This window comes from Arenimonas sp. GDDSR-1, assembly GCF_025980345.1.
GTDB lineage: Bacteria > Pseudomonadota > Gammaproteobacteria > Xanthomonadales > Xanthomonadaceae > Arenimonas.
In genome coordinates this window covers 1-16,351 of record NZ_JAPDUI010000010.1, presented here as the reverse complement: position 1 = coordinate 16,351, position 16,351 = coordinate 1, and the positions used below count along the sequence as shown (strand labels likewise).

Below are 16,351 nucleotides of genomic sequence, written 5' to 3'. Positions count from 1 at the left end.
ATGCGATAATGGGCGCCTGCCGCCCACTGCCGAGACCGTCATGACCCAGAAAACCGTTTATAACCAGACTCACCGGGATGCCGGCGCAAAAATGGTCGATTTCGGCGGCTGGGACATGCCGATCCACTACGGTTCGCAGATCGAAGAACATCATGCCGTTCGCGCCGATGCCGGCATGTTCGACGTCTCGCACATGACCGTCATCGATGTGCATGGTGCCGGAGCACGTCCCTATCTGCGCCGGCTGATCGCCAATTCCATCGAGAAACTGAAAGTTCCGGGCAAGGCGCTTTATTCCTGCATGCTCAACGAATCCGCAGGCGTCATCGACGACCTCATCGTGTATTACCTGGACGACAGCTTTTACCGTGTGGTGGTCAATGCCTCCACCCGCGACAAGGATCTGGCCTGGATGACCGCGCAGGCCGCCGGTTTCGATATCGTGCTCAAGGAGCGCGCCGATCTGGCGATGGTCGCCGTGCAAGGCCCGAATGCGCGCGCCAAGGTTTTGTCGCTGCTCGGTGCCGAAGACTCCGGACGCGCCGCGGCGTTGGGTAAATTCGTGGCCTGCGACGCCGACGGACTTTTCATCGCGCGTACCGGGTATACCGGTGAGGACGGTTTCGAAATCATGGTGCCCGAACAGCGCGCCATTGCTTTCTGGCAGGCCTTGGCCGGGGCAGGGGTCCGCCCCTGCGGTCTGGGTGCCCGCGATACCTTGCGTCTGGAGGCCGGCATGGCACTCTACGGCCAGGACATGGACGACACCGTCAGTCCCTACGAAGCCGGTCTGGCATGGACCGTGGCCTTGGATGAGGGCCGCGATTTCATCGGACGTCCGGTGCTGGAGAAACAGCTCGCCGAAGGCAGCGCGCGCCAGATGATTGGTCTGGTCATGGACGACAAAGGCGTGCTGCGTCATGGCCAGGCCGTTTATTCCGCCGCCGGTCCCGGCGAGATCCTGTCCGGAACGTTTTCACCGACCCTGGCCAAGGGGATTGCCCTGGCACGCGTGCCGGCTGGCGATGTCGGCGCGGTCGAAGTCGACATCCGCGGCCGCCGACATCCCCTGCGCGTGGTCAAATACCCCTTCGTCCGGGACGGTAAAGCCCAGCCCGGCGTCTGATCCCGCCCTTAACGCCGGACGGCGTTAGAGGTAAACTGTTTCCACCCGAATCCCACAAACCGAGAGAGTGTTATGAGCGAAATCCCCGGCGATTTGAAGTTCCTGAAATCCCACGAGTGGGCGCGTATCGAAGACGGCGGCCAAGTTACCGTCGGCATTTCCGAGCATGCACAATCCCTGTTGGGCGATCTGGTCTATGTCGAACTGCCCGCAGTCGGCGATACCGTGACCGTCGGTGCGGCCGCCGCCGTGGTCGAGTCGGTCAAGGCGGCATCCGATGTTTACAGCCCGGTGACCGGCACGGTTACCGCCGTCAACGAGGCCCTGTCCGACAAGCCGGAAACCATCAACGAAGACGCTTATGGCGAAGGCTGGATGTTCACCGTCCGGATCGAGGATGCCGAACAGCTCAACGAACTTCTTTCACCGGATGAATACGCCGCGCTGATCGAAGAAGAAAGCCACTGATTGAAGTTGCGCAAGGGGCCGTCGGCGATGCCGGCGGCCTTTTTTTGTGCGCCGCGTTCCCGCAGCATGCTCTACGGGAGGATGCATGTTCGTGTTCCGGGCTTGATCCGCGGGCGTTTAAGGCGATTGAAATCGGCCCGAAATCTTGCGCAGTTTTGCCATTTCCGGCAAATCTGAAAAGCTATAGGGCCGATTTTTCTTAAAGTAATTTATCAGGTTGGAAGCCGGTTTTCCGGGCGCATCGGAAGCACCGCCGGCGCGATGTTCAGAGATGCGTTAAAAACGTGATGTGCTGGAAGCCTTTGTTTTCAAGGCTTGCAGGCCTACGTAATTTTTTTTCTGATTTTCGTATTCTCTGCATTCAAGGCCCCTGGCCGAAGCGGCCTGCGGCAGCGCCGCCTGGCCCCCGATTTTTTTTCGCAAAAGGTGTTGACATTGCAAAATCACTTGATTAGCTTTCATTCTAGATACACCACACATCGAGCCAAGTGATCAAGACTTTCTCTACAATTCAAGCAGACGCAATCGATTGTTCGTCGGCAATTGAGAAATTCCTGTCCTCCGCCGAACACGTTTCGAAACGGGTGGTGTCTCCCCTGAATTCATGCACCCGGTTCCCTGCGGTTCCGGGTGTTTTCGTTTCAGCCGCGGATTCCGCGGCGGAAAATCTGTCCAGCCGGGTCCGCCCGGCAGGCAGTTTGCCGGGCGATTTGCCCGGCGTTCGTTTCACTGGGCATTTCGCTTCATTCCATTGTTCCAAAGCCAACTGACGAGGAGTTGACCATGGCTACCAAGAAAGCTGCAAAGAAACCGGCCGCTAAAAAAGCCGCCAAGAAAGTCGTAAAGAAAGCCGCTGCCAAGAAAGCAGTGAAAAAGACCGTAAAGAAAGCCGCTGCCAAGAAAGTTGTTAAAAAGGCCGCGAAAAAAGCCGTCAAGAAAACCGTGAAAAAAGCGGCTGCCAAGAAAGTTGTCAAGAAAGCCGCCAAGAAAGCAGTGAAAAAAGCCGCCAAAAAACCGGCTGCTAAGAAAGCCGCCAAAAAACCGGCTGCCAAAAAAGCCGCCAAAAAACCGGCTGCTAAAAAAAAAGTAGTTAAAAAGAAGGCTGCCGCCCCGGCCGCCCCGGCCGCTCCGGCAGCGCCTGCGATGTAATTAGCTGTACCGATTACCGTAACATCCCCCTCCTGATACCTGCCCAGGTCAGGAGGGGGCTTTTAACAGGACGCCGACGGCGTCTTTTTTATGCGCTCAGTCCGCTGCGGGGCCGGTGCTTTCGTCAAGATCGAGCCAATTCCGGCCGGGAATTCCCAGTGCACGGTCCATCCAGGCCGGTAACAGCGCTGAGGGTGCCGAACTTTCGCTGTTCCAGAGCACCGCAATGCCGACATCCTCTTCCGGAAGGAAGGCCACGACGCCTTGATAACCGCGGACATGGCCGGCATGGAACACCATCGTGCGCCCGCGGTAACTGAACACGCGCCAGCCCAGGGCATAGGCGGCCCTGTCGATCCGCTCATGGCGCCAGCCGCTGGAGCGTATTTCCCCGGGGGTGTTGACCAGCGGCGTGTGGATTTTACGCAGGAGTTCCGGTGACAGCACATCCGGATAATGGCCCAGTTGGGCATTGAGCCAGATGGCCATGTCCGTGATGCTGGCATTGACGCCGGCCGCCGGCGGCACATGGTAATAGTTCTCGTTGGGTATGCCCGATACCCAGCCCTTGCCGCCATAGGTATGCGGGCGTGCCCAGTTACCGGTGGCCATCAGTGAATCCCGCCCGTAGGTGGCGTTTTTCATGCCGAGCGGAATGAAGATTTTTTCTTCAACCTGATGCGTATAGAAATCGCCGGTCACGGCGAATACCATGTCGCCGATCAGGCTGTAGGCGATGTTCTGATAACCGTAGCATTCCCCCGGGGTGCAGGCCAGCGGCGCATCGGACAGGCGTTCGGCCAGAAGCGGGTAGGGCACGCTGCTTTCCAGATCGCGGTCGTAGGTGTTCTTCGCCAAGCCGACCTGGTGGCTGAGGATGTCGCTCACGGTCAGTTTCTGCGAGGCGGTGAAATCGCGCAGTTTGAATGCCGGCAGCTGCTTGGCGATCGGCGTATCCCAGCCCAGTGCCTGTTCTTCCACCAGAATGCCGGTCAGTGTCGCGGCGAAAGCCTTCGATAGCGAAGCCAGCCGGAAAACCGTGTCGCTCTTGACCGGCTGCCCGGTCCGGATATCGGCGACACCATAGCCGCGGGCGGACAACACCCGGCCATCCTGAACCAGCGCCATGGCCATGCCCGGAAGCTTCTTTTGCTGCAGGAAGGCTTCAGCCAGGCGCTCCATTTCACGGGCATCGCCCTGCAGGTTGCGTACGCGGTTCGGATTGGCACGCATGACCGGTTCGGCCTTGCCGCTGGAGCCGGTCGAAACGGGTTTGCTGTTCTGGCCGACTGCCATGGACAGGCCGGCCGTGGTCAGAAGCACGGAAACCGCAGCGAGGATTTTCGGTAATCGATTGGATTTCGGCATCTTCGCGGGTCATTGACGGGATAAACCTAGTTTAGCCTGTGCCGGGGGTCCACTCAATGAACGGCGAATAAAATGCGCCCGCAAGGTACAATAGCAGCCATGTCCGATCCCACGAGTCTCGCCGAACAGCTGCTGATAGCCATGCCCGGCCTGGAGGATGGTTATTTCGCGCGCTCGGTGTCGCTGATCTGCCAGCATGATGCCCAGGGTGCGATGGGGTTGGTGCTGAACCAGGATTCCGAATTCACCCTGGGCGCCCTGTTCGACCAGCTCGGCATGCCCTGCCAGAATCCGCGACTGCGCGCCGTCGGCGTACTATCCGGCGGTCCGGTCAGTCCCGAGCGTGGCTTCATCGTGCATAACGACGGCCGAAGCTGGGACTCCAGTCTGCATCTGGGCAACGGACTGAGCGTCTCGACTTCCCGTGACATCCTGCAGGCATTGGCTGCCGGCGAAGGGCCCGACCGGTTTCTGGTGTTGTTGGGTTACTCCGGCTGGTCTGCCGGGCAACTGGAAGACGAGCTGGCGGAGAACGCATGGCTGAACGCCCCGGCCTCGGAGGCGATCATTTTCGATGCACCGATCGCCGAGCGCTGGCAGGCTGCCGCGCAGCAGCTCGGCGTCGATCTCTCGCTGATGTCACGCCATGCGGGGCATGCCTGATGGACGCGCAGCAGGACGGCGTGCTGACCGTGTTGGCCTTCGATGTCGGCGCCCGCCGCACCGGTGTGGCGGTCGGCAACAGTCTGTCCGGCAGCGCGCGACCGCTCGGCATTCTTGATGTCTACGACGCCGGACCGGATTGGCCGGCCGTGGATGCCTGGATGCGCGAATGGATGCCCAATGGCCTGGTGGTCGGCAATCCCTTGACCCAGGATGGCGAAAACCAGCCGGCCCGGGACCGCGCGATGCATTTTGCCCGCAGTCTGCAACAACGCTACGGAAAGCCGGTCAGCCTGATGGATGAACGCAACACCTCGATCGAGGCCGCGCAGCGTTTTGCCGAAAGCCGTGCCCGCGGCGAAGCCAAACGCCATCAGGCCGATCAGCTCGACGCCTGGGCGGCAGTCATCATCCTGGAACGCTGGTTCCAGCAACCCCATAACCGAACCGATCTGGACGTTTCCGCATGACTCTAAGGCATCTGCTTTCCATCTCCGATCTTGATCCGGCGCAATTACGGGCATTGCTCGACCGGGCGCAGGATCTGCGTCCCCGGGCTCTTGGCGGGAGCGCATTGCGCGAGACGCTGCAGGGCAGGACGGTCTGCCCCTTGTTTTTCGAAGCCTCGACCCGAACCCGGAGCTCGTTCATGCTGGCGGCAACGCGGCTTGGCGCCGATGTTCTGCCTTTCGATGCCGGCAATTCCAGCGGCAAGAAAGGCGAGACGGCCATTGACACCATGCGTAATCTGGAAGCGATGGGCGTGGACTGCTTCATTGTCCGCACCGCAATCGACGGCGAACTGCGGGCACTGGTCGCAGCGGCCAAACCGGAAACCCGCTTCATCAATGCCGGCGACGGCCGCAGCAACCATCCGACCCAGGCCCTGCTCGACATGTTGACCATCCGTCAGCACAAAGGCACGGATTTTTCACGACTGAAGATCGTCATTGCCGGCGACATCCTGCATTCACGGGTCGCGCGATCCGGCCTCCAGGCCTTGAAAATGCTGGGCTGCGGTGAAATCCGGGTCTGCGGTCCCGACACCCTCATGCCGCGCGACGGCACCCTGGACGGTTGTACCCGCATGTCCCGCTTCGATGATGCCGTGGCCGGCGCCGATGTGCTGATGATGCTGCGACTGCAACGCGAGCGCATGGAGCAGGGACTGGTCGGCGAGCCCGAAGCCTACTTTGCGGAATACGGCCTCGACCTCCGCCGCTTGGCGCTGGCCGCGCCCGATGCGATTGTCATGCATCCGGGGCCGATGAACCGCGGTGTCGAAATCGCCGATGAGGTCGCCGACGGCGCACGTTCGGTCATCCTCGAGCAGGTCAGCAACGGCGTCGCCGTGCGGATGGCGGTCCTGCAGGCGGTCTTCGCCGCATGATCGCATTCCGTAATTTCGCGCTTCGGCGCGGCGAGCGCCTGCTGCTTTCCAACATCGACCTGACCCTGCATGCCGGCACCCGTGTCGGCGTGGTCGGCCGCAACGGCTGCGGCAAAACCAGTCTGTTCGCCGCGGTGCTGGGCGAGGTCGATGCCGACAAAGGCGATATCGACATGCCGACGCGTCTGCGCATCGCCAGCGTCGCCCAGGAAACGCCGTCCCTGCCGGATTCGGCCCTTGATTTCGTGCTCAGCGGCGATCAGGCGGTGTTCGACGTCATTCGCGCCGAAGCGGCCGCTATGGATGCGGAAGACTACGATGCCGTGGCCGAAGCGCATCAGAAGCTCGACGAACTGAACGGTTACGACGCGCCGGCGCGCGCCGGCAAGCTGCTGCACGGTCTGGGTTTCGGCGCCGAAAGCCATCTGCGTCCGGTGTCGGATTTCTCCGGCGGCTGGCGGGTCCGGCTCAATCTGGCGCGTGCGCTGATGAAGCCCTCGGACCTGCTGCTGCTCGATGAACCGACCAACCACCTCGATCTCGACGCCGTGCTCTGGCTCGAACAGTGGCTGCTGCGCTACCCCGGCACCATCATGCTGATTTCGCACGACCGCGAATTCCTCGACGGTGTCTGTACGCATACGCTGCATCTGAACGAAGGCAAGGCCAAGCTCTACACCGGTGACTACACCAGCTTCGAACGCCAGCGCGCCGAGCATCTGCGTCTGCAGCAGATCAGCTTCGAGAAGGAACAGGCCGAGCGCGAGCATCTGCAGAAATTCATTGACCGCTTCAAGGCCAAGGCCAGCAAGGCCAAACAGGCCCAGTCGCGGATGAAGCGGCTGGCCAAATTGGCCGGCACCGAGGCCGTGCGTGCCGAACGCGCCATGCACATCCAGTTCGGACAGCCGGCCAAACTGCCGCACTCCCTGATCCGCCTGAATCAGGCCGATTGCGGCTATGGCCGCACGAAAATCCTGGACCAGGTCGGATTCGGACTGGAAGCCGGCGACCGCGTCGGTCTGCTCGGTCCGAACGGCGCCGGCAAATCCACGCTGGTGAAGACCCTGGTCGGCGAGCTGGCCCTGTTGGAGGGCGAACGCGTGGCGCATCCCGATCTGCGCATCGGTTATTTCGCCCAGCACACCGTGGAAAGCCTGACCGAAGGCCAGAGCCCGATCTGGCACCTCAAGGAAATCGCGCCCGATGCCGGCGAGCAGGTGTTGCGTAATTTCCTCGGACAGTGGTATTTCGTCGGTGACCGCGCCTTCGAATCGGTGGACGGCTTTTCCGGCGGCGAGCGCGCCCGGCTGGCGCTGGCGCTGATCGCCTACCAACAGCCGAACGTGCTGCTGCTCGACGAACCGACCAACCATCTCGACATCGACATGCGCGAGGCCCTGGCCGAGGCGCTCAGCGACTTCGACGGCGCCATCGTGCTGGTTTCGCACGATCGCCACCTGATCGGTTTGGTCAGCGAGACCTTCTGGCGCGTCGCCGACGGCCGCGTCGATCCGTTCAATGGCGACCTGGATGAATATGCCGTGTGGCTGAAGGCGCGCGGCAACAAAGCCGATCAGGCCGCCAGCAAGGCCCGCAGCGAAGCCAAAGCCGAAGCCGCCAAGCCCCAGGCGCCGCCGAAATCCTCGGCCGAACTCGGCAAGCTGCAGAAGCAGGTTGAAAAGCTGGAAGCCCGGATGGCGGAGCTGGATTCGCAATTGGCCCATATCCAGGAAGAGATGGCGCGGCCCGAGCTCTATCAATCCGACGGCGGCGCCGTGCTGCTGCAGCTGGGCCAGCAGCAGCAGAAGCTGGAGGCCGAGCGGGCCGAGGCCGAAGCCCGCTGGCTGGAAGCCTATGCCGCGCTTGAAAACGGCTGAAACGCCCCGAATTACCCATCACCTTCACCCTTCAAGGTGCCCCCATGCCTCTTTATGATTTCGCCTGTTCCGACTGCGGCCACCGCTTCGAGCGCCTGCAGAAAATGTCCGACCCCGATCCGACCGATTGCCCGGTTTGCGGCAAGCCATCGGTGTCCCGTCAGCTGACCGCGCCGAGTTTCCGGCTTGCCGGTTCCGGCTGGTATGAAACCGATTTCAAGAAAGACGGGGACAAAAAGAAGAATCTGGCCGAGGCGCCCTCGAGCGCCCCCAAGGCCGAATGAAAAAAACCCCGGCCAGAAGGCCGGGGTTTTTGGTGAAGCAGCCTGATGTCAGCGGGCGCCGAAACGGGCGCTGCAGCTGTTTTTGACCCACAGGCCACGGCCGTCATAACCCCAGTCGACCCGTTCGGAACAGCGTCCGGCCAGCCGCTCGATCAGACGCGGCTCACCGCGATTGCGGTCCCAGGCGCAGGTGCGCAGAGCGCCGTTGTAGCTCGAGCAGGTCACCGTATAGCCATTGTTCCAGTTGCCGCCGGAGCCGTTGTTGCCACCCTGCAGGCGGAATTCGCCGCGGCAACCGTTCGAGACCCAGACAATGTCGCGTTTCTCGCCCCAGCTGTAGCCTTCCGTGCAGCGGTTGCTGGACAGTTGGCGGACCAGCACGGTGTTGCCGCCGGAGTAGGGCTTGCGGCATTCGCGGTAACGCCCGCCCTCGCTTTCGCAGCGGAAGGTCTGGCCGTTGTTCCAGTTGCCACCGCTGCCGCCCCAGCCGTTGCCGGAATCGACGAAGCGTCCGCGGCAGCCGTCATCGACCCAGACCAGGCCTTGGCGTGAACCCCAGTTGCGGCCTTCAACGCAGCGGGTGTCGGAAATGTTCTCAACCAGACGGGCACGGCCGCGGAAGGGCGTCCGGCATTCGTTGTAACGGTGGTCTTTACTGGAGCAGATGACATTGCCGGGGTTCCAGTTGCCGCCCGGCGGCGGATTCCAGTTGCCATTGCTGTTGCCGCGCAGGGACACGGCGATGTCGTTCTTGATCTTGCTGAAGGTCCAGCGCGAGAATTTGATCTGGTCCAGATAGAAGTCCAGCTGGTCATCGGGAATCTGGCGGCCACGGGACTGCTCGCGGTATTCCTTTTCGATGACGCGGATCTGGTCGGAAACCGGCAGGCTGCCGATATTTTCCGGGGCGTACGCCCGCTCACTGACCGGCGGCCGCGATTGGGCGGCGGCCGTCAGACTCAGGCTGGCAAGAAAAAGGGCGATAACGAGGCGGATCATCAGCGGTCTCCCATGCGAGGCGGTTCGAGCCACTATACTGCGCCATTTCTGAACCGAAAAGTAACCGGCATGGCTCAAAACGGGTCCTCTGGCGGGTCCGGCGGGCGGATGTGCCGGCAATCGGCAAAAAAGCACCGAAAAGCGCGCACATGGACGGCCTGTCCTTTAAAATAGCGGGTTCGAGACAGTCAAGAGCCCAAAGCCCCATGCGTAGCCATTACTGCGGTCAAATCAACGAATCCCACATCGGGCAAACCGTCACCCTGTGCGGCTGGGCCGATGTGTCCCGGAACCTGGGCGGGGTCTGCTTCATCGATCTGCGCGATCACGAAGGCATCGTGCAGGTGGTGGCCGAGCCGGACAATCCGGCTTTCGCCGATGCCGAGAAGGTGGGTTACGAATACTGTCTGCGGGTGACCGGCAGCGTGCGCGCGCGCCACAGCGTCAACAGCAAGATCGCCACCGGTGCCGTGGAAGTATTGGCCGAACGCATTGAAATCCTGAACGCTTCGGCCAGCCTGCCGTTCTACAACCATGAAAATCCCGGCGAAGACATCCGCCTGCGTTACCGTTATCTCGATCTGCGCCGCCCGGAAATGCAGAAGACCATGCGCAAGCGCACTGCGCTGGTGCAGGCCCTGCGCCGCTTCCTGGATGCCGCCGGTTTCCAGGACATCGAAACCCCGATCCTGACCAAGGCCACGCCGGAAGGCGCCCGCGACTATCTGGTGCCGAGCCGCGTGCATCCGGGTGAATTCTTCGCCCTGCCGCAGTCGCCGCAGTTGTTCAAGCAGCTGCTGATGATGGCCGGCATGGACCGCTACTACCAGATCGCCCGTTGCTTCCGCGACGAAGACCTGCGCGCCGACCGCCAGCCCGAATTCACCCAGCTCGACATGGAATTCGCCTTCATCACCGAACAGGACATCCAGGATTTCGTCGAAGGCATGATCCGCGCCATCTTCAAGGAAGTGCAGGGCGTTGAGCTGGCCAATCCGTTCCCGCGCCTGACCTACGCCGAGGCCATGCGCCGTTACGGTTCCGACAAGCCGGATCTGCGCATCGCCCTGGAGCTGGTGGATGTGGCCGATCTGGTCAGGAATTCCGAATTCAAGGTGTTCACCGATTGGGCCAACCATGCCGAAGGCCGCGTTGCGGTCCTGCGCGTGCCCGGCGGTGCGGCTTTGTCACGCAAACAGATCGACGATCTGGGTGCCTACTGCGCCAAATACGGGGCCAAAGGGCTGGCCTGGCTGAAAGTCGAGGATCTGGTGAAGGGCCGCGAGGGCATCAATTCGCCGATTGCCAAATTCCTCGATGATGCCACGCTGACCGCCGTGCTGCAGTCCGCGCAGGCCGACAACGGCGACATCCTGTTCTTTGGTGCCGGTGCATACAAAACCGTATGCGACTTCATGGGTGCGCTGCGCCTGAAAGTGGCCAAGGATCTGCATCTGGTGGCCGAAGGCTGGGCGCCGCTGTGGGTCACCGATTTCCCGATGTTCGAGTGGGATGAGGATGCGCAGCGCTACATGGCCCTGCACCATCCGTTCACCGCACCGAAGGTGGATGACGTCGATGATCTGGTGGCCAATGCCAAGACCGCGGTCAGCCGCGGTTACGACATGGTGCTCAACGGCAATGAAATCGGCGGCGGCTCGGTCCGCATCCACCGCACCGCGATGCAGAGCACGGTGTTCGATCTGCTGGGCATCTCCAAAGAGGAAGCGCAGATCAAGTTCGGCTTCCTGCTCGAAGCGTTGCAATACGGCGCGCCGCCGCACGGCGGCATCGCGTTCGGCATCGACCGCATCGCCGCATTGATGGCCGGTACCGATTCGATCCGCGACGTCATCGCATTCCCGAAAACCGCCTCGGCCCAATGCCTGCTGACCAGCGCGCCGTCCGCGATTCCGGACGCGCAGCTGGCCGAGCTGCATGTGAAAGTGCGCGACCCGCAGTAAACCATGGGCCGCCGCATCCTGCTGGTGCATGGCCTGTGGATGCATGCGCCGGCCCTGTATTTCTGGGCGCGGCAACTGCGTGAGGCGGGCTACCGTCCGCAGTATTTCTCCTACCGGTCCCTGCTGCAGTCGCCGGAGCAGGCCATTGCGCGCCTGCGCGAAACTGCGCTGGCCGAACCGGACACCGACATTCTCGCGCACAGTCTCGGCGGCCTGATTGCGGTGGAAGCCATGGCCGGATGCCCCTCGTTCCGCGGCCGCATCCTTTGCGTCGGTTCGCCCTTGGCCGGCAGTCAGGTGGTCCGCCGCTACCGGAATACGCCCTTGGGAGTTCTGGCAGGTCGCAGCACGACGTTGTTGTCCCGCGGGTTCACGCAGATTCCCGAGGGACTCGATGTTTCGGTCATCGCCGGTACCGATCCGAAAGGCTTGGGTCGTTTCGTGCATCGTTTCGACGCGCAGAATGACGGCAGCGTGGCGCTGTCCGAAACCCGGATCCCGGGGCTGCAACGGCATGTCAGCGTTCCGGTCAGCCACAGCGGACAATTGTTTTCAAAAGCCGTGATGACGCAGGTGCTTGCCCTGTTGAATCGCGAAGCCTGAACAAGCCAAACCCGGCGGAAAAGCCTATAATTGGCCCTTGTTTTGCAATCCGAGAGTGAGTATGGGCCGATTAATGGCAATTGCCGGACGCAAGGGCGCGCAGGACGCCCGCCGCGGCAAGATTTTCACCAAATTGATCCGTGAAATTTCCGTGGCCGCGCGCCAGGGCGGCGGCGATCCGGCCGGCAATCCGCGTCTGCGGCTTGCCATGGACAAGGCGCTGTCCGCCAACATGGCCAAAGACGTCATGGAACGCGCCATCAAAAAAGCCACCGGCGAACTCGAGGGCGTCAATTACGAAGAACTGCGCTATGAAGGCTATGCCCCCGGTGGCGTCGCCGTCATCGTGGACTGCATGACCGACAACAAGGTGCGAACGGTGTCGGATGTGCGCCATGCTTTCAGCAAATACGGCGGCAATCTCGGCACCGACGGTTCGGTGGCCTTCATGTTCCGCAAATGCGGCGTGATCAGTTTCCCGGCCGGTTCCGACGAGGATGCAGTCACCGAAGCGGCCATCGACGCCGGCGCCGATGACATCGTGGTCTATCCGGAAGACGGTGCCATCGACGTCATCACCGCGCCCGATCAGTTCGAAGCGGTCAAGAACGCGATGCAGGCGGCCGGACTGGTGCCGGAGGAAGCCGGTGTCACCATGCGCGCCGACAACGACGTCAAGATCGGCGGCGAGACCGCGGAGCAGGTGCTGAAACTGCTCGACATGCTGGAAGATCTCGATGATGTGCAGAACGTGTATTCCAACGCCGAACTCGAATCCTGATACGTGACCGTCCGCATCCTCGGCATTGATCCAGGTTCGCAGCGAACCGGTGTCGGCATCATCGATGTCGATGCCGCCGGGCGCATCACGCATGTCCATCATCAGCCGATCGTATTGCTGGTGGCCGAGAATTTTCCGCAGCGCCTGAAGGTGCTGCTCGATGAACTCGATGCCCTGATTACCCGTTTCGCGCCCCACGAAGTGGCCATCGAAAAAGTCTTCATGGCACGCAATCCGGATTCGGCGCTGAAGCTCGGCCAGGCCCGCGGTGCGGCCATGTGCGCGGCCGTGCTGCGTGATCTGCCGATCCATGAATACGCCGCCAAGGAAATCAAGCTGGCGGTGGTCGGCAAGGGCGGCGCCGACAAGGTCCAGGTCCAACACATGATGGGCGTGCTGCTGAATCTCAATGGTAAAATACAGGCCGATGCCGCCGATGCTTTGGCGGTCGCCGTTACCCACGCCAATGTGCGTGCCACCGCCAACCGCATCGGCATCTCGGCGCGGCAGGTTTGGAGCCGGAAATGATCGGACGATTGCGCGGTACCCTCATCAGCAAACAGGCGCCCTGGATTCTGCTCGAAGTCGGCGGTGTCGGTTACGAGCTGGAAGTGCCGATGTCGACCTATTACGACCTGCCGGCGGCCGGCGAGGCGGTTACCTTGGTGACCCACTACGCGGTGCGCGAGGATGCGGTAGCGTTGTACGGATTCGCCACCGAAGCGGAGCGCCGTCTGTTCCGCGATGTCCAGAAGGTTTCCGGCATCGGCGCCAAGATCGCGCTCGCGGTGCTTTCGGGCAGCAGCGTCAATGAGTTCACCCGCATGCTCCAAAACGGTGACGTGGCAGCACTGACCAAAATTCCCGGTATCGGCAAGAAAACCGCCGAACGCATGATTGTCGAGCTTCGCGAGCGCAGCCAGCAGATGCCGGTGACGGTTGGCGGCGGTTCCGCCATGCCGGCCGATGCCATCAGCGAAGCCAGCATCGCGCTGCAGCAGCTGGGCTACAAGCCGGCCGAAATTTCCCGCATGGTGAAAGATGCCAAGCCCACCGACAGCGCCGAGGACATCATCCGCGCCGCCCTGAAATCCGCCCTCCGGAGCTGACATGAGCGCCCACAGCCATTCCGCATCGAATGCATCGAAATCCGCACTGATCCTCGGTGCCATCGGCGTGGTGTTCGGCGACATCGGCACCAGTCCGCTGTACACCCTGAAAGAAGCCTTCGGCAGCCATTACGGTCTGGCGGCCAGCCATGACAACGTGCTCGGCATCCTGTCCCTGGTGTTCTGGGCCATGATCCTGGTGGTCACCCTCAAATACGTGATGGTGATCATGCGCGCCGACAACCGCGGCGAAGGCGGCATCCTGTCGCTGATGACGGTGGTGCACCGCGCACTGCCGATCGCCTCGCCGCTGACCTATACCGTGGGCATCCTCGGCATTCTCGGTACCGCATTCTTCTTCGGCGATGCGGTGATCACTCCCGCGATGTCGGTGCTTTCTGCCGTGGAAGGCATGGAATTGGTTGCGCCGCAGCTGCATCCGTACATCATGCCGGTCGCGCTGGCGGTTCTGGCGCTGCTGTTCTCATTCCAGCGCTTCGGCACCGACAAGGTCGGCAAGGTATTCGGGCCGGTGATGACGGTCTGGTTCATCTGCATTGCCATCCTCGGCGTCATCCAGATCGTTCACAACCCGTCCGTGCTTCTGGCCCTGAATCCCGCTTACGGTGTTTCCTTCTTCATCGAAAACGGCAGAGCGGCCTGGCTGGTGCTCGGCGCCGTGGTGCTGTGCGTGACCGGCGGCGAAGCACTGTATGCCGATATGGGCCACTTCGGACGCATGCCCATCCGACGGGCCTGGATGTTCTTCGTGCTGCCGGCGCTGGTGCTGAATTATTTCGGCCAGGGCGCGCTGGTGCTGGCCGATCCCTCGGCGCTGAAGAATCCGTTCTACAGCCTGGTGCCGCAGTCGCTGTTGATTCCGATGATCCTGCTGGCCACCATGGCCACCGTCATTGCTTCGCAGGCGGTCATTTCCGGTGCATTCTCGCTGACCCGTGAAGCGGTCCAACTCGGCTATCTGCCCCGCATGAAAATCGTGCACACCTCGGCCGATACCATCGGCCAGATTTACGTGCCCTGGGTCAATAACATCCTGTTTATCACCGTAATCGTGCTGGTTCTGGGCTTCCAGAGTTCCTCGGCGATGGCCGCCGCCTACGGCGTGTCGGTCACCGGCAGCATGCTGATCGACACCGTCCTGCTGATCATCCTCGCCTCGCAGGGCTGGCGCATCAAGCCGGTCTGGATCTGGACCCTCGGCATCGCCTATCTGATCATCGATACCGCCCTGTTTTCGGCCAACGCCATCAAGTTCCTGCACGGCGCCTGGGTGCCGGTCCTGCTCGGCCTGTGCGTGTTCACCATCATGCGTACGTGGCGGCACGGCCGCGATCTGGTGCGCGAGCAGGTCAACCGCGACAGTCTGCGCATCGAGCATTTCGTCAAGAGCATTCTGGTCGATCCGCCGACGCGCGTTCCCGGTACCGCCATCTTCATGACGCCCTCGAACGATTACATGCCGCCGGCGATGCTGCACAACCTCAAGCACAACAAGGTCCTGCACGAGCAGAACATCCTGCTGACCGTGGAAACCTTCAGCGTGCCGCGCGTGGACAAGGAAGAACGCTATTCACTGACCGATCTGGGTTCCGGCTTCACCCGGCTCAGCCTGCGCTACGGTTACATGGAAGGCCCCAACGTCCCGCTTTCGCTGAAAACGCTCGACATTCCGGGCCTGCACATGGATCCGATGGACACCACGTATTTCGCCAGCCGCGAAGCACTGATTGCCAAGGCCGATCAGGGCATGGCGCTGTGGCGCGACAAACTGTTCCTGTTCATGTCCCGCAATGCCACGCCGGCCACCGAATTCTTCGGCATTCCGGGCGAACGGCTGGTGGAATTGGGCACGAAAGTGGTAATTTAGGTGCTGGAATCGGGTATCACGGAAAAGGTTGCCGTCAATGGATGAACTGCGCGTAGTCAGCGGTGCCGCGAACCGGGAGGACGAGCTGATTGAAGCCAGCATCCGCCCGAAAAAACTGGACGAATATCTCGGCCAGACCGCCGTGCGCGAGCAGATGGGCATCTACATCGAAGCCGCCCGCCAACGCAACGAGGCGCTCGACCATGTGCTTATTTTCGGGCCGCCGGGCCTGGGCAAAACCACGCTCAGCCATGTCATTGCCAATGAAATGGGCGTTTCGGTCCGGCAGACCTCCGGTCCGGTCATCGAGCGTGCCGGCGATCTGGCCGCCATCCTGACCAACCTGCAGCCGAACGATGTGCTGTTCATCGACGAAATCCACCGGCTGTCGCCGGTCATCGAGGAAGTGCTGTATCCGGCCATGGAGGATTTCCAGATTGACATCATGATCGGCGAAGGCCCGGCCGCGCGCTCGATCAAACTCGATCTGCCGCCATTCACCCTGATCGGCGCCACCACCCGCGCCGGCCTGCTGACCGGGCCGCTGCGCGACCGTTTCGGCATCGTGCAGCGTCTGGAATTCTATTCGGTCGAGGAACTCTGCCGCATCGTCACGCGTTCGGCCGGCATCCTGTCGATTGCCTGCGACGCCGGAGGAGCGCGTGAAATCGCCTGCCGT

17 protein-coding genes are annotated in these 16,351 nt (G+C 61.9%); 15 read left to right on the top strand and 2 right to left on the bottom strand.

The window, feature by feature from the left end; all coding sequences use genetic code 11:
- Window positions 1-40: 40 nt before the first annotated feature.
- From gcvT to Q0W88_RS03155, 3 genes are all read left to right on the top strand, one after another.
- Window positions 41-1,126: a glycine cleavage system aminomethyltransferase GcvT gene (gene gcvT / locus Q0W88_RS03165; RefSeq protein ID WP_297799927.1), complete on the top strand. Its 1,086-nt coding sequence runs from the start codon at window positions 41-43 to the stop codon at window positions 1,124-1,126.
- A gap of 72 nt (window positions 1,127-1,198) precedes the next feature.
- Window positions 1,199-1,594, top strand: a complete 396-nt coding sequence (gene gcvH / locus Q0W88_RS03160; protein WP_297799925.1) for a glycine cleavage system protein GcvH — start codon at window positions 1,199-1,201, stop codon at window positions 1,592-1,594.
- A 783-nt stretch (window positions 1,595-2,377) separates the two neighbouring features.
- Window positions 2,378-2,743, top strand: coding sequence for a hypothetical protein (locus Q0W88_RS03155; RefSeq protein WP_297799922.1), 366 nt, complete (start codon window positions 2,378-2,380; stop codon window positions 2,741-2,743).
- A 96-nt stretch (window positions 2,744-2,839) separates the two neighbouring features.
- Here the strand turns inward: Q0W88_RS03155 and Q0W88_RS03150 are convergent, their stop codons facing one another.
- On the bottom strand, window positions 2,840-4,111 hold the full coding sequence (locus Q0W88_RS03150) for a serine hydrolase domain-containing protein (RefSeq protein WP_297799920.1): 1,272 nt from the start codon (window positions 4,109-4,111) through the stop codon (window positions 2,840-2,842).
- A 99-nt stretch (window positions 4,112-4,210) separates the two neighbouring features.
- On the opposite strand from Q0W88_RS03150, the gene Q0W88_RS03145 reads away from it, so the two are divergent.
- Genes Q0W88_RS03145 through Q0W88_RS03125 form a run of 5 tightly spaced genes read left to right on the top strand, consistent with a single transcriptional unit; the run spans window position 4,211 to window position 8,328 of the window.
- Complete coding sequence (locus Q0W88_RS03145; RefSeq protein ID WP_297799917.1) at window positions 4,211-4,774, top strand: YqgE/AlgH family protein; 564 nt, start codon at window positions 4,211-4,213, stop codon at window positions 4,772-4,774.
- Window positions 4,774-5,244: a Holliday junction resolvase RuvX gene (gene ruvX / locus Q0W88_RS03140; RefSeq protein WP_297799914.1), complete on the top strand. Its 471-nt coding sequence runs from the start codon at window positions 4,774-4,776 to the stop codon at window positions 5,242-5,244. Before Q0W88_RS03145 ends, ruvX begins: the two co-directional genes overlap by 1 nt.
- Window positions 5,241-6,164, top strand: coding sequence for an aspartate carbamoyltransferase catalytic subunit (locus Q0W88_RS03135; RefSeq protein ID WP_297799912.1), 924 nt, complete (start codon window positions 5,241-5,243; stop codon window positions 6,162-6,164). Before ruvX ends, Q0W88_RS03135 begins: the two co-directional genes overlap by 4 nt.
- Window positions 6,161-8,044: an ATP-binding cassette domain-containing protein gene (locus Q0W88_RS03130; RefSeq protein ID WP_297799910.1), complete on the top strand. Its 1,884-nt coding sequence runs from the start codon at window positions 6,161-6,163 to the stop codon at window positions 8,042-8,044. The genes Q0W88_RS03135 and Q0W88_RS03130 overlap by 4 nt, the downstream gene beginning before the upstream one ends.
- A 44-nt stretch (window positions 8,045-8,088) precedes the next feature.
- Window positions 8,089-8,328, top strand: coding sequence for a zinc ribbon domain-containing protein (locus tag Q0W88_RS03125; RefSeq protein WP_297799908.1), 240 nt, complete (start codon window positions 8,089-8,091; stop codon window positions 8,326-8,328).
- A gap of 48 nt (window positions 8,329-8,376) precedes the next feature.
- Here the strand turns inward: Q0W88_RS03125 and Q0W88_RS03120 are convergent, their stop codons facing one another.
- Complete coding sequence (locus tag Q0W88_RS03120) at window positions 8,377-9,327, bottom strand: DUF3011 domain-containing protein (RefSeq protein WP_297799906.1); 951 nt, start codon at window positions 9,325-9,327, stop codon at window positions 8,377-8,379.
- Between the two features lie 206 nt (window positions 9,328-9,533).
- On the opposite strand from Q0W88_RS03120, the gene aspS reads away from it, so the two are divergent.
- From aspS to ruvB, 7 genes are all read left to right on the top strand, one after another.
- The gene (gene aspS / locus Q0W88_RS03115) at window positions 9,534-11,291 is read left to right on the top strand and encodes an aspartate--tRNA ligase (RefSeq protein WP_297799904.1); all 1,758 of its coding nucleotides are present in this window, start codon (window positions 9,534-9,536) and stop codon (window positions 11,289-11,291) included.
- 3 nt (window positions 11,292-11,294) lie between these two features.
- Window positions 11,295-11,894, top strand: coding sequence for an alpha/beta hydrolase (locus Q0W88_RS03110; RefSeq protein ID WP_297799903.1), 600 nt, complete (start codon window positions 11,295-11,297; stop codon window positions 11,892-11,894).
- A 61-nt stretch (window positions 11,895-11,955) separates the two neighbouring features.
- Window positions 11,956-12,675, top strand: coding sequence for a YebC/PmpR family DNA-binding transcriptional regulator (locus Q0W88_RS03105; protein ID WP_297799902.1), 720 nt, complete (start codon window positions 11,956-11,958; stop codon window positions 12,673-12,675).
- Between the two features lie 3 nt (window positions 12,676-12,678).
- Entirely contained in the window at window positions 12,679-13,203 is a 525-nt protein-coding gene (gene ruvC / locus Q0W88_RS03100) for a crossover junction endodeoxyribonuclease RuvC (protein ID WP_297799900.1), read from the top strand.
- Entirely contained in the window at window positions 13,200-13,784 is a 585-nt protein-coding gene (gene ruvA / locus Q0W88_RS03095) for a Holliday junction branch migration protein RuvA (protein ID WP_297799898.1), read from the top strand. The genes ruvC and ruvA overlap by 4 nt, the downstream gene beginning before the upstream one ends.
- Window position 13,785: 1 nt before the next feature.
- Window positions 13,786-15,672 carry a potassium transporter Kup gene (locus tag Q0W88_RS03090; protein WP_297799896.1) on the top strand — a complete coding sequence of 629 codons (1,887 nt, stop codon included), beginning with the start codon at window positions 13,786-13,788 and terminating at the stop codon, window positions 15,670-15,672.
- Window positions 15,673-15,709: 37 nt separating this feature from the next.
- Window positions 15,710-16,351, top strand: a 642-nt coding sequence (gene ruvB / locus Q0W88_RS03085; protein WP_297799894.1) for a Holliday junction branch migration DNA helicase RuvB, incomplete at its 3' end; no start/stop codon positions are given.

Coding starts and splice junctions, on each gene's coding strand:
- gcvT (WP_297799927.1), top strand. CDS start 41: ATGACCCAGAAAACCGTTTATAACCAGACTCACCGGGATGCCGGCGCA.
- gcvH (WP_297799925.1), top strand. CDS start 1,199: ATGAGCGAAATCCCCGGCGATTTGAAGTTCCTGAAATCCCACGAGTGG.
- Q0W88_RS03155 (WP_297799922.1), top strand. CDS start 2,378: ATGGCTACCAAGAAAGCTGCAAAGAAACCGGCCGCTAAAAAAGCCGCC.
- Q0W88_RS03150 (WP_297799920.1), bottom strand. CDS start 4,111: ATGCCGAAATCCAATCGATTACCGAAAATCCTCGCTGCGGTTTCCGTG.
- Q0W88_RS03145 (WP_297799917.1), top strand. CDS start 4,211: ATGTCCGATCCCACGAGTCTCGCCGAACAGCTGCTGATAGCCATGCCC.
- ruvX (WP_297799914.1), top strand. CDS start 4,774: ATGGACGCGCAGCAGGACGGCGTGCTGACCGTGTTGGCCTTCGATGTC.
- Q0W88_RS03135 (WP_297799912.1), top strand. CDS start 5,241: ATGACTCTAAGGCATCTGCTTTCCATCTCCGATCTTGATCCGGCGCAA.
- Q0W88_RS03130 (WP_297799910.1), top strand. CDS start 6,161: ATGATCGCATTCCGTAATTTCGCGCTTCGGCGCGGCGAGCGCCTGCTG.
- Q0W88_RS03125 (WP_297799908.1), top strand. CDS start 8,089: ATGCCTCTTTATGATTTCGCCTGTTCCGACTGCGGCCACCGCTTCGAG.
- Q0W88_RS03120 (WP_297799906.1), bottom strand. CDS start 9,327: ATGATCCGCCTCGTTATCGCCCTTTTTCTTGCCAGCCTGAGTCTGACG.
- aspS (WP_297799904.1), top strand. CDS start 9,534: ATGCGTAGCCATTACTGCGGTCAAATCAACGAATCCCACATCGGGCAA.
- Q0W88_RS03110 (WP_297799903.1), top strand. CDS start 11,295: ATGGGCCGCCGCATCCTGCTGGTGCATGGCCTGTGGATGCATGCGCCG.
- Q0W88_RS03105 (WP_297799902.1), top strand. CDS start 11,956: ATGGGCCGATTAATGGCAATTGCCGGACGCAAGGGCGCGCAGGACGCC.
- ruvA (WP_297799898.1), top strand. CDS start 13,200: ATGATCGGACGATTGCGCGGTACCCTCATCAGCAAACAGGCGCCCTGG.
- Q0W88_RS03090 (WP_297799896.1), top strand. CDS start 13,786: ATGAGCGCCCACAGCCATTCCGCATCGAATGCATCGAAATCCGCACTG.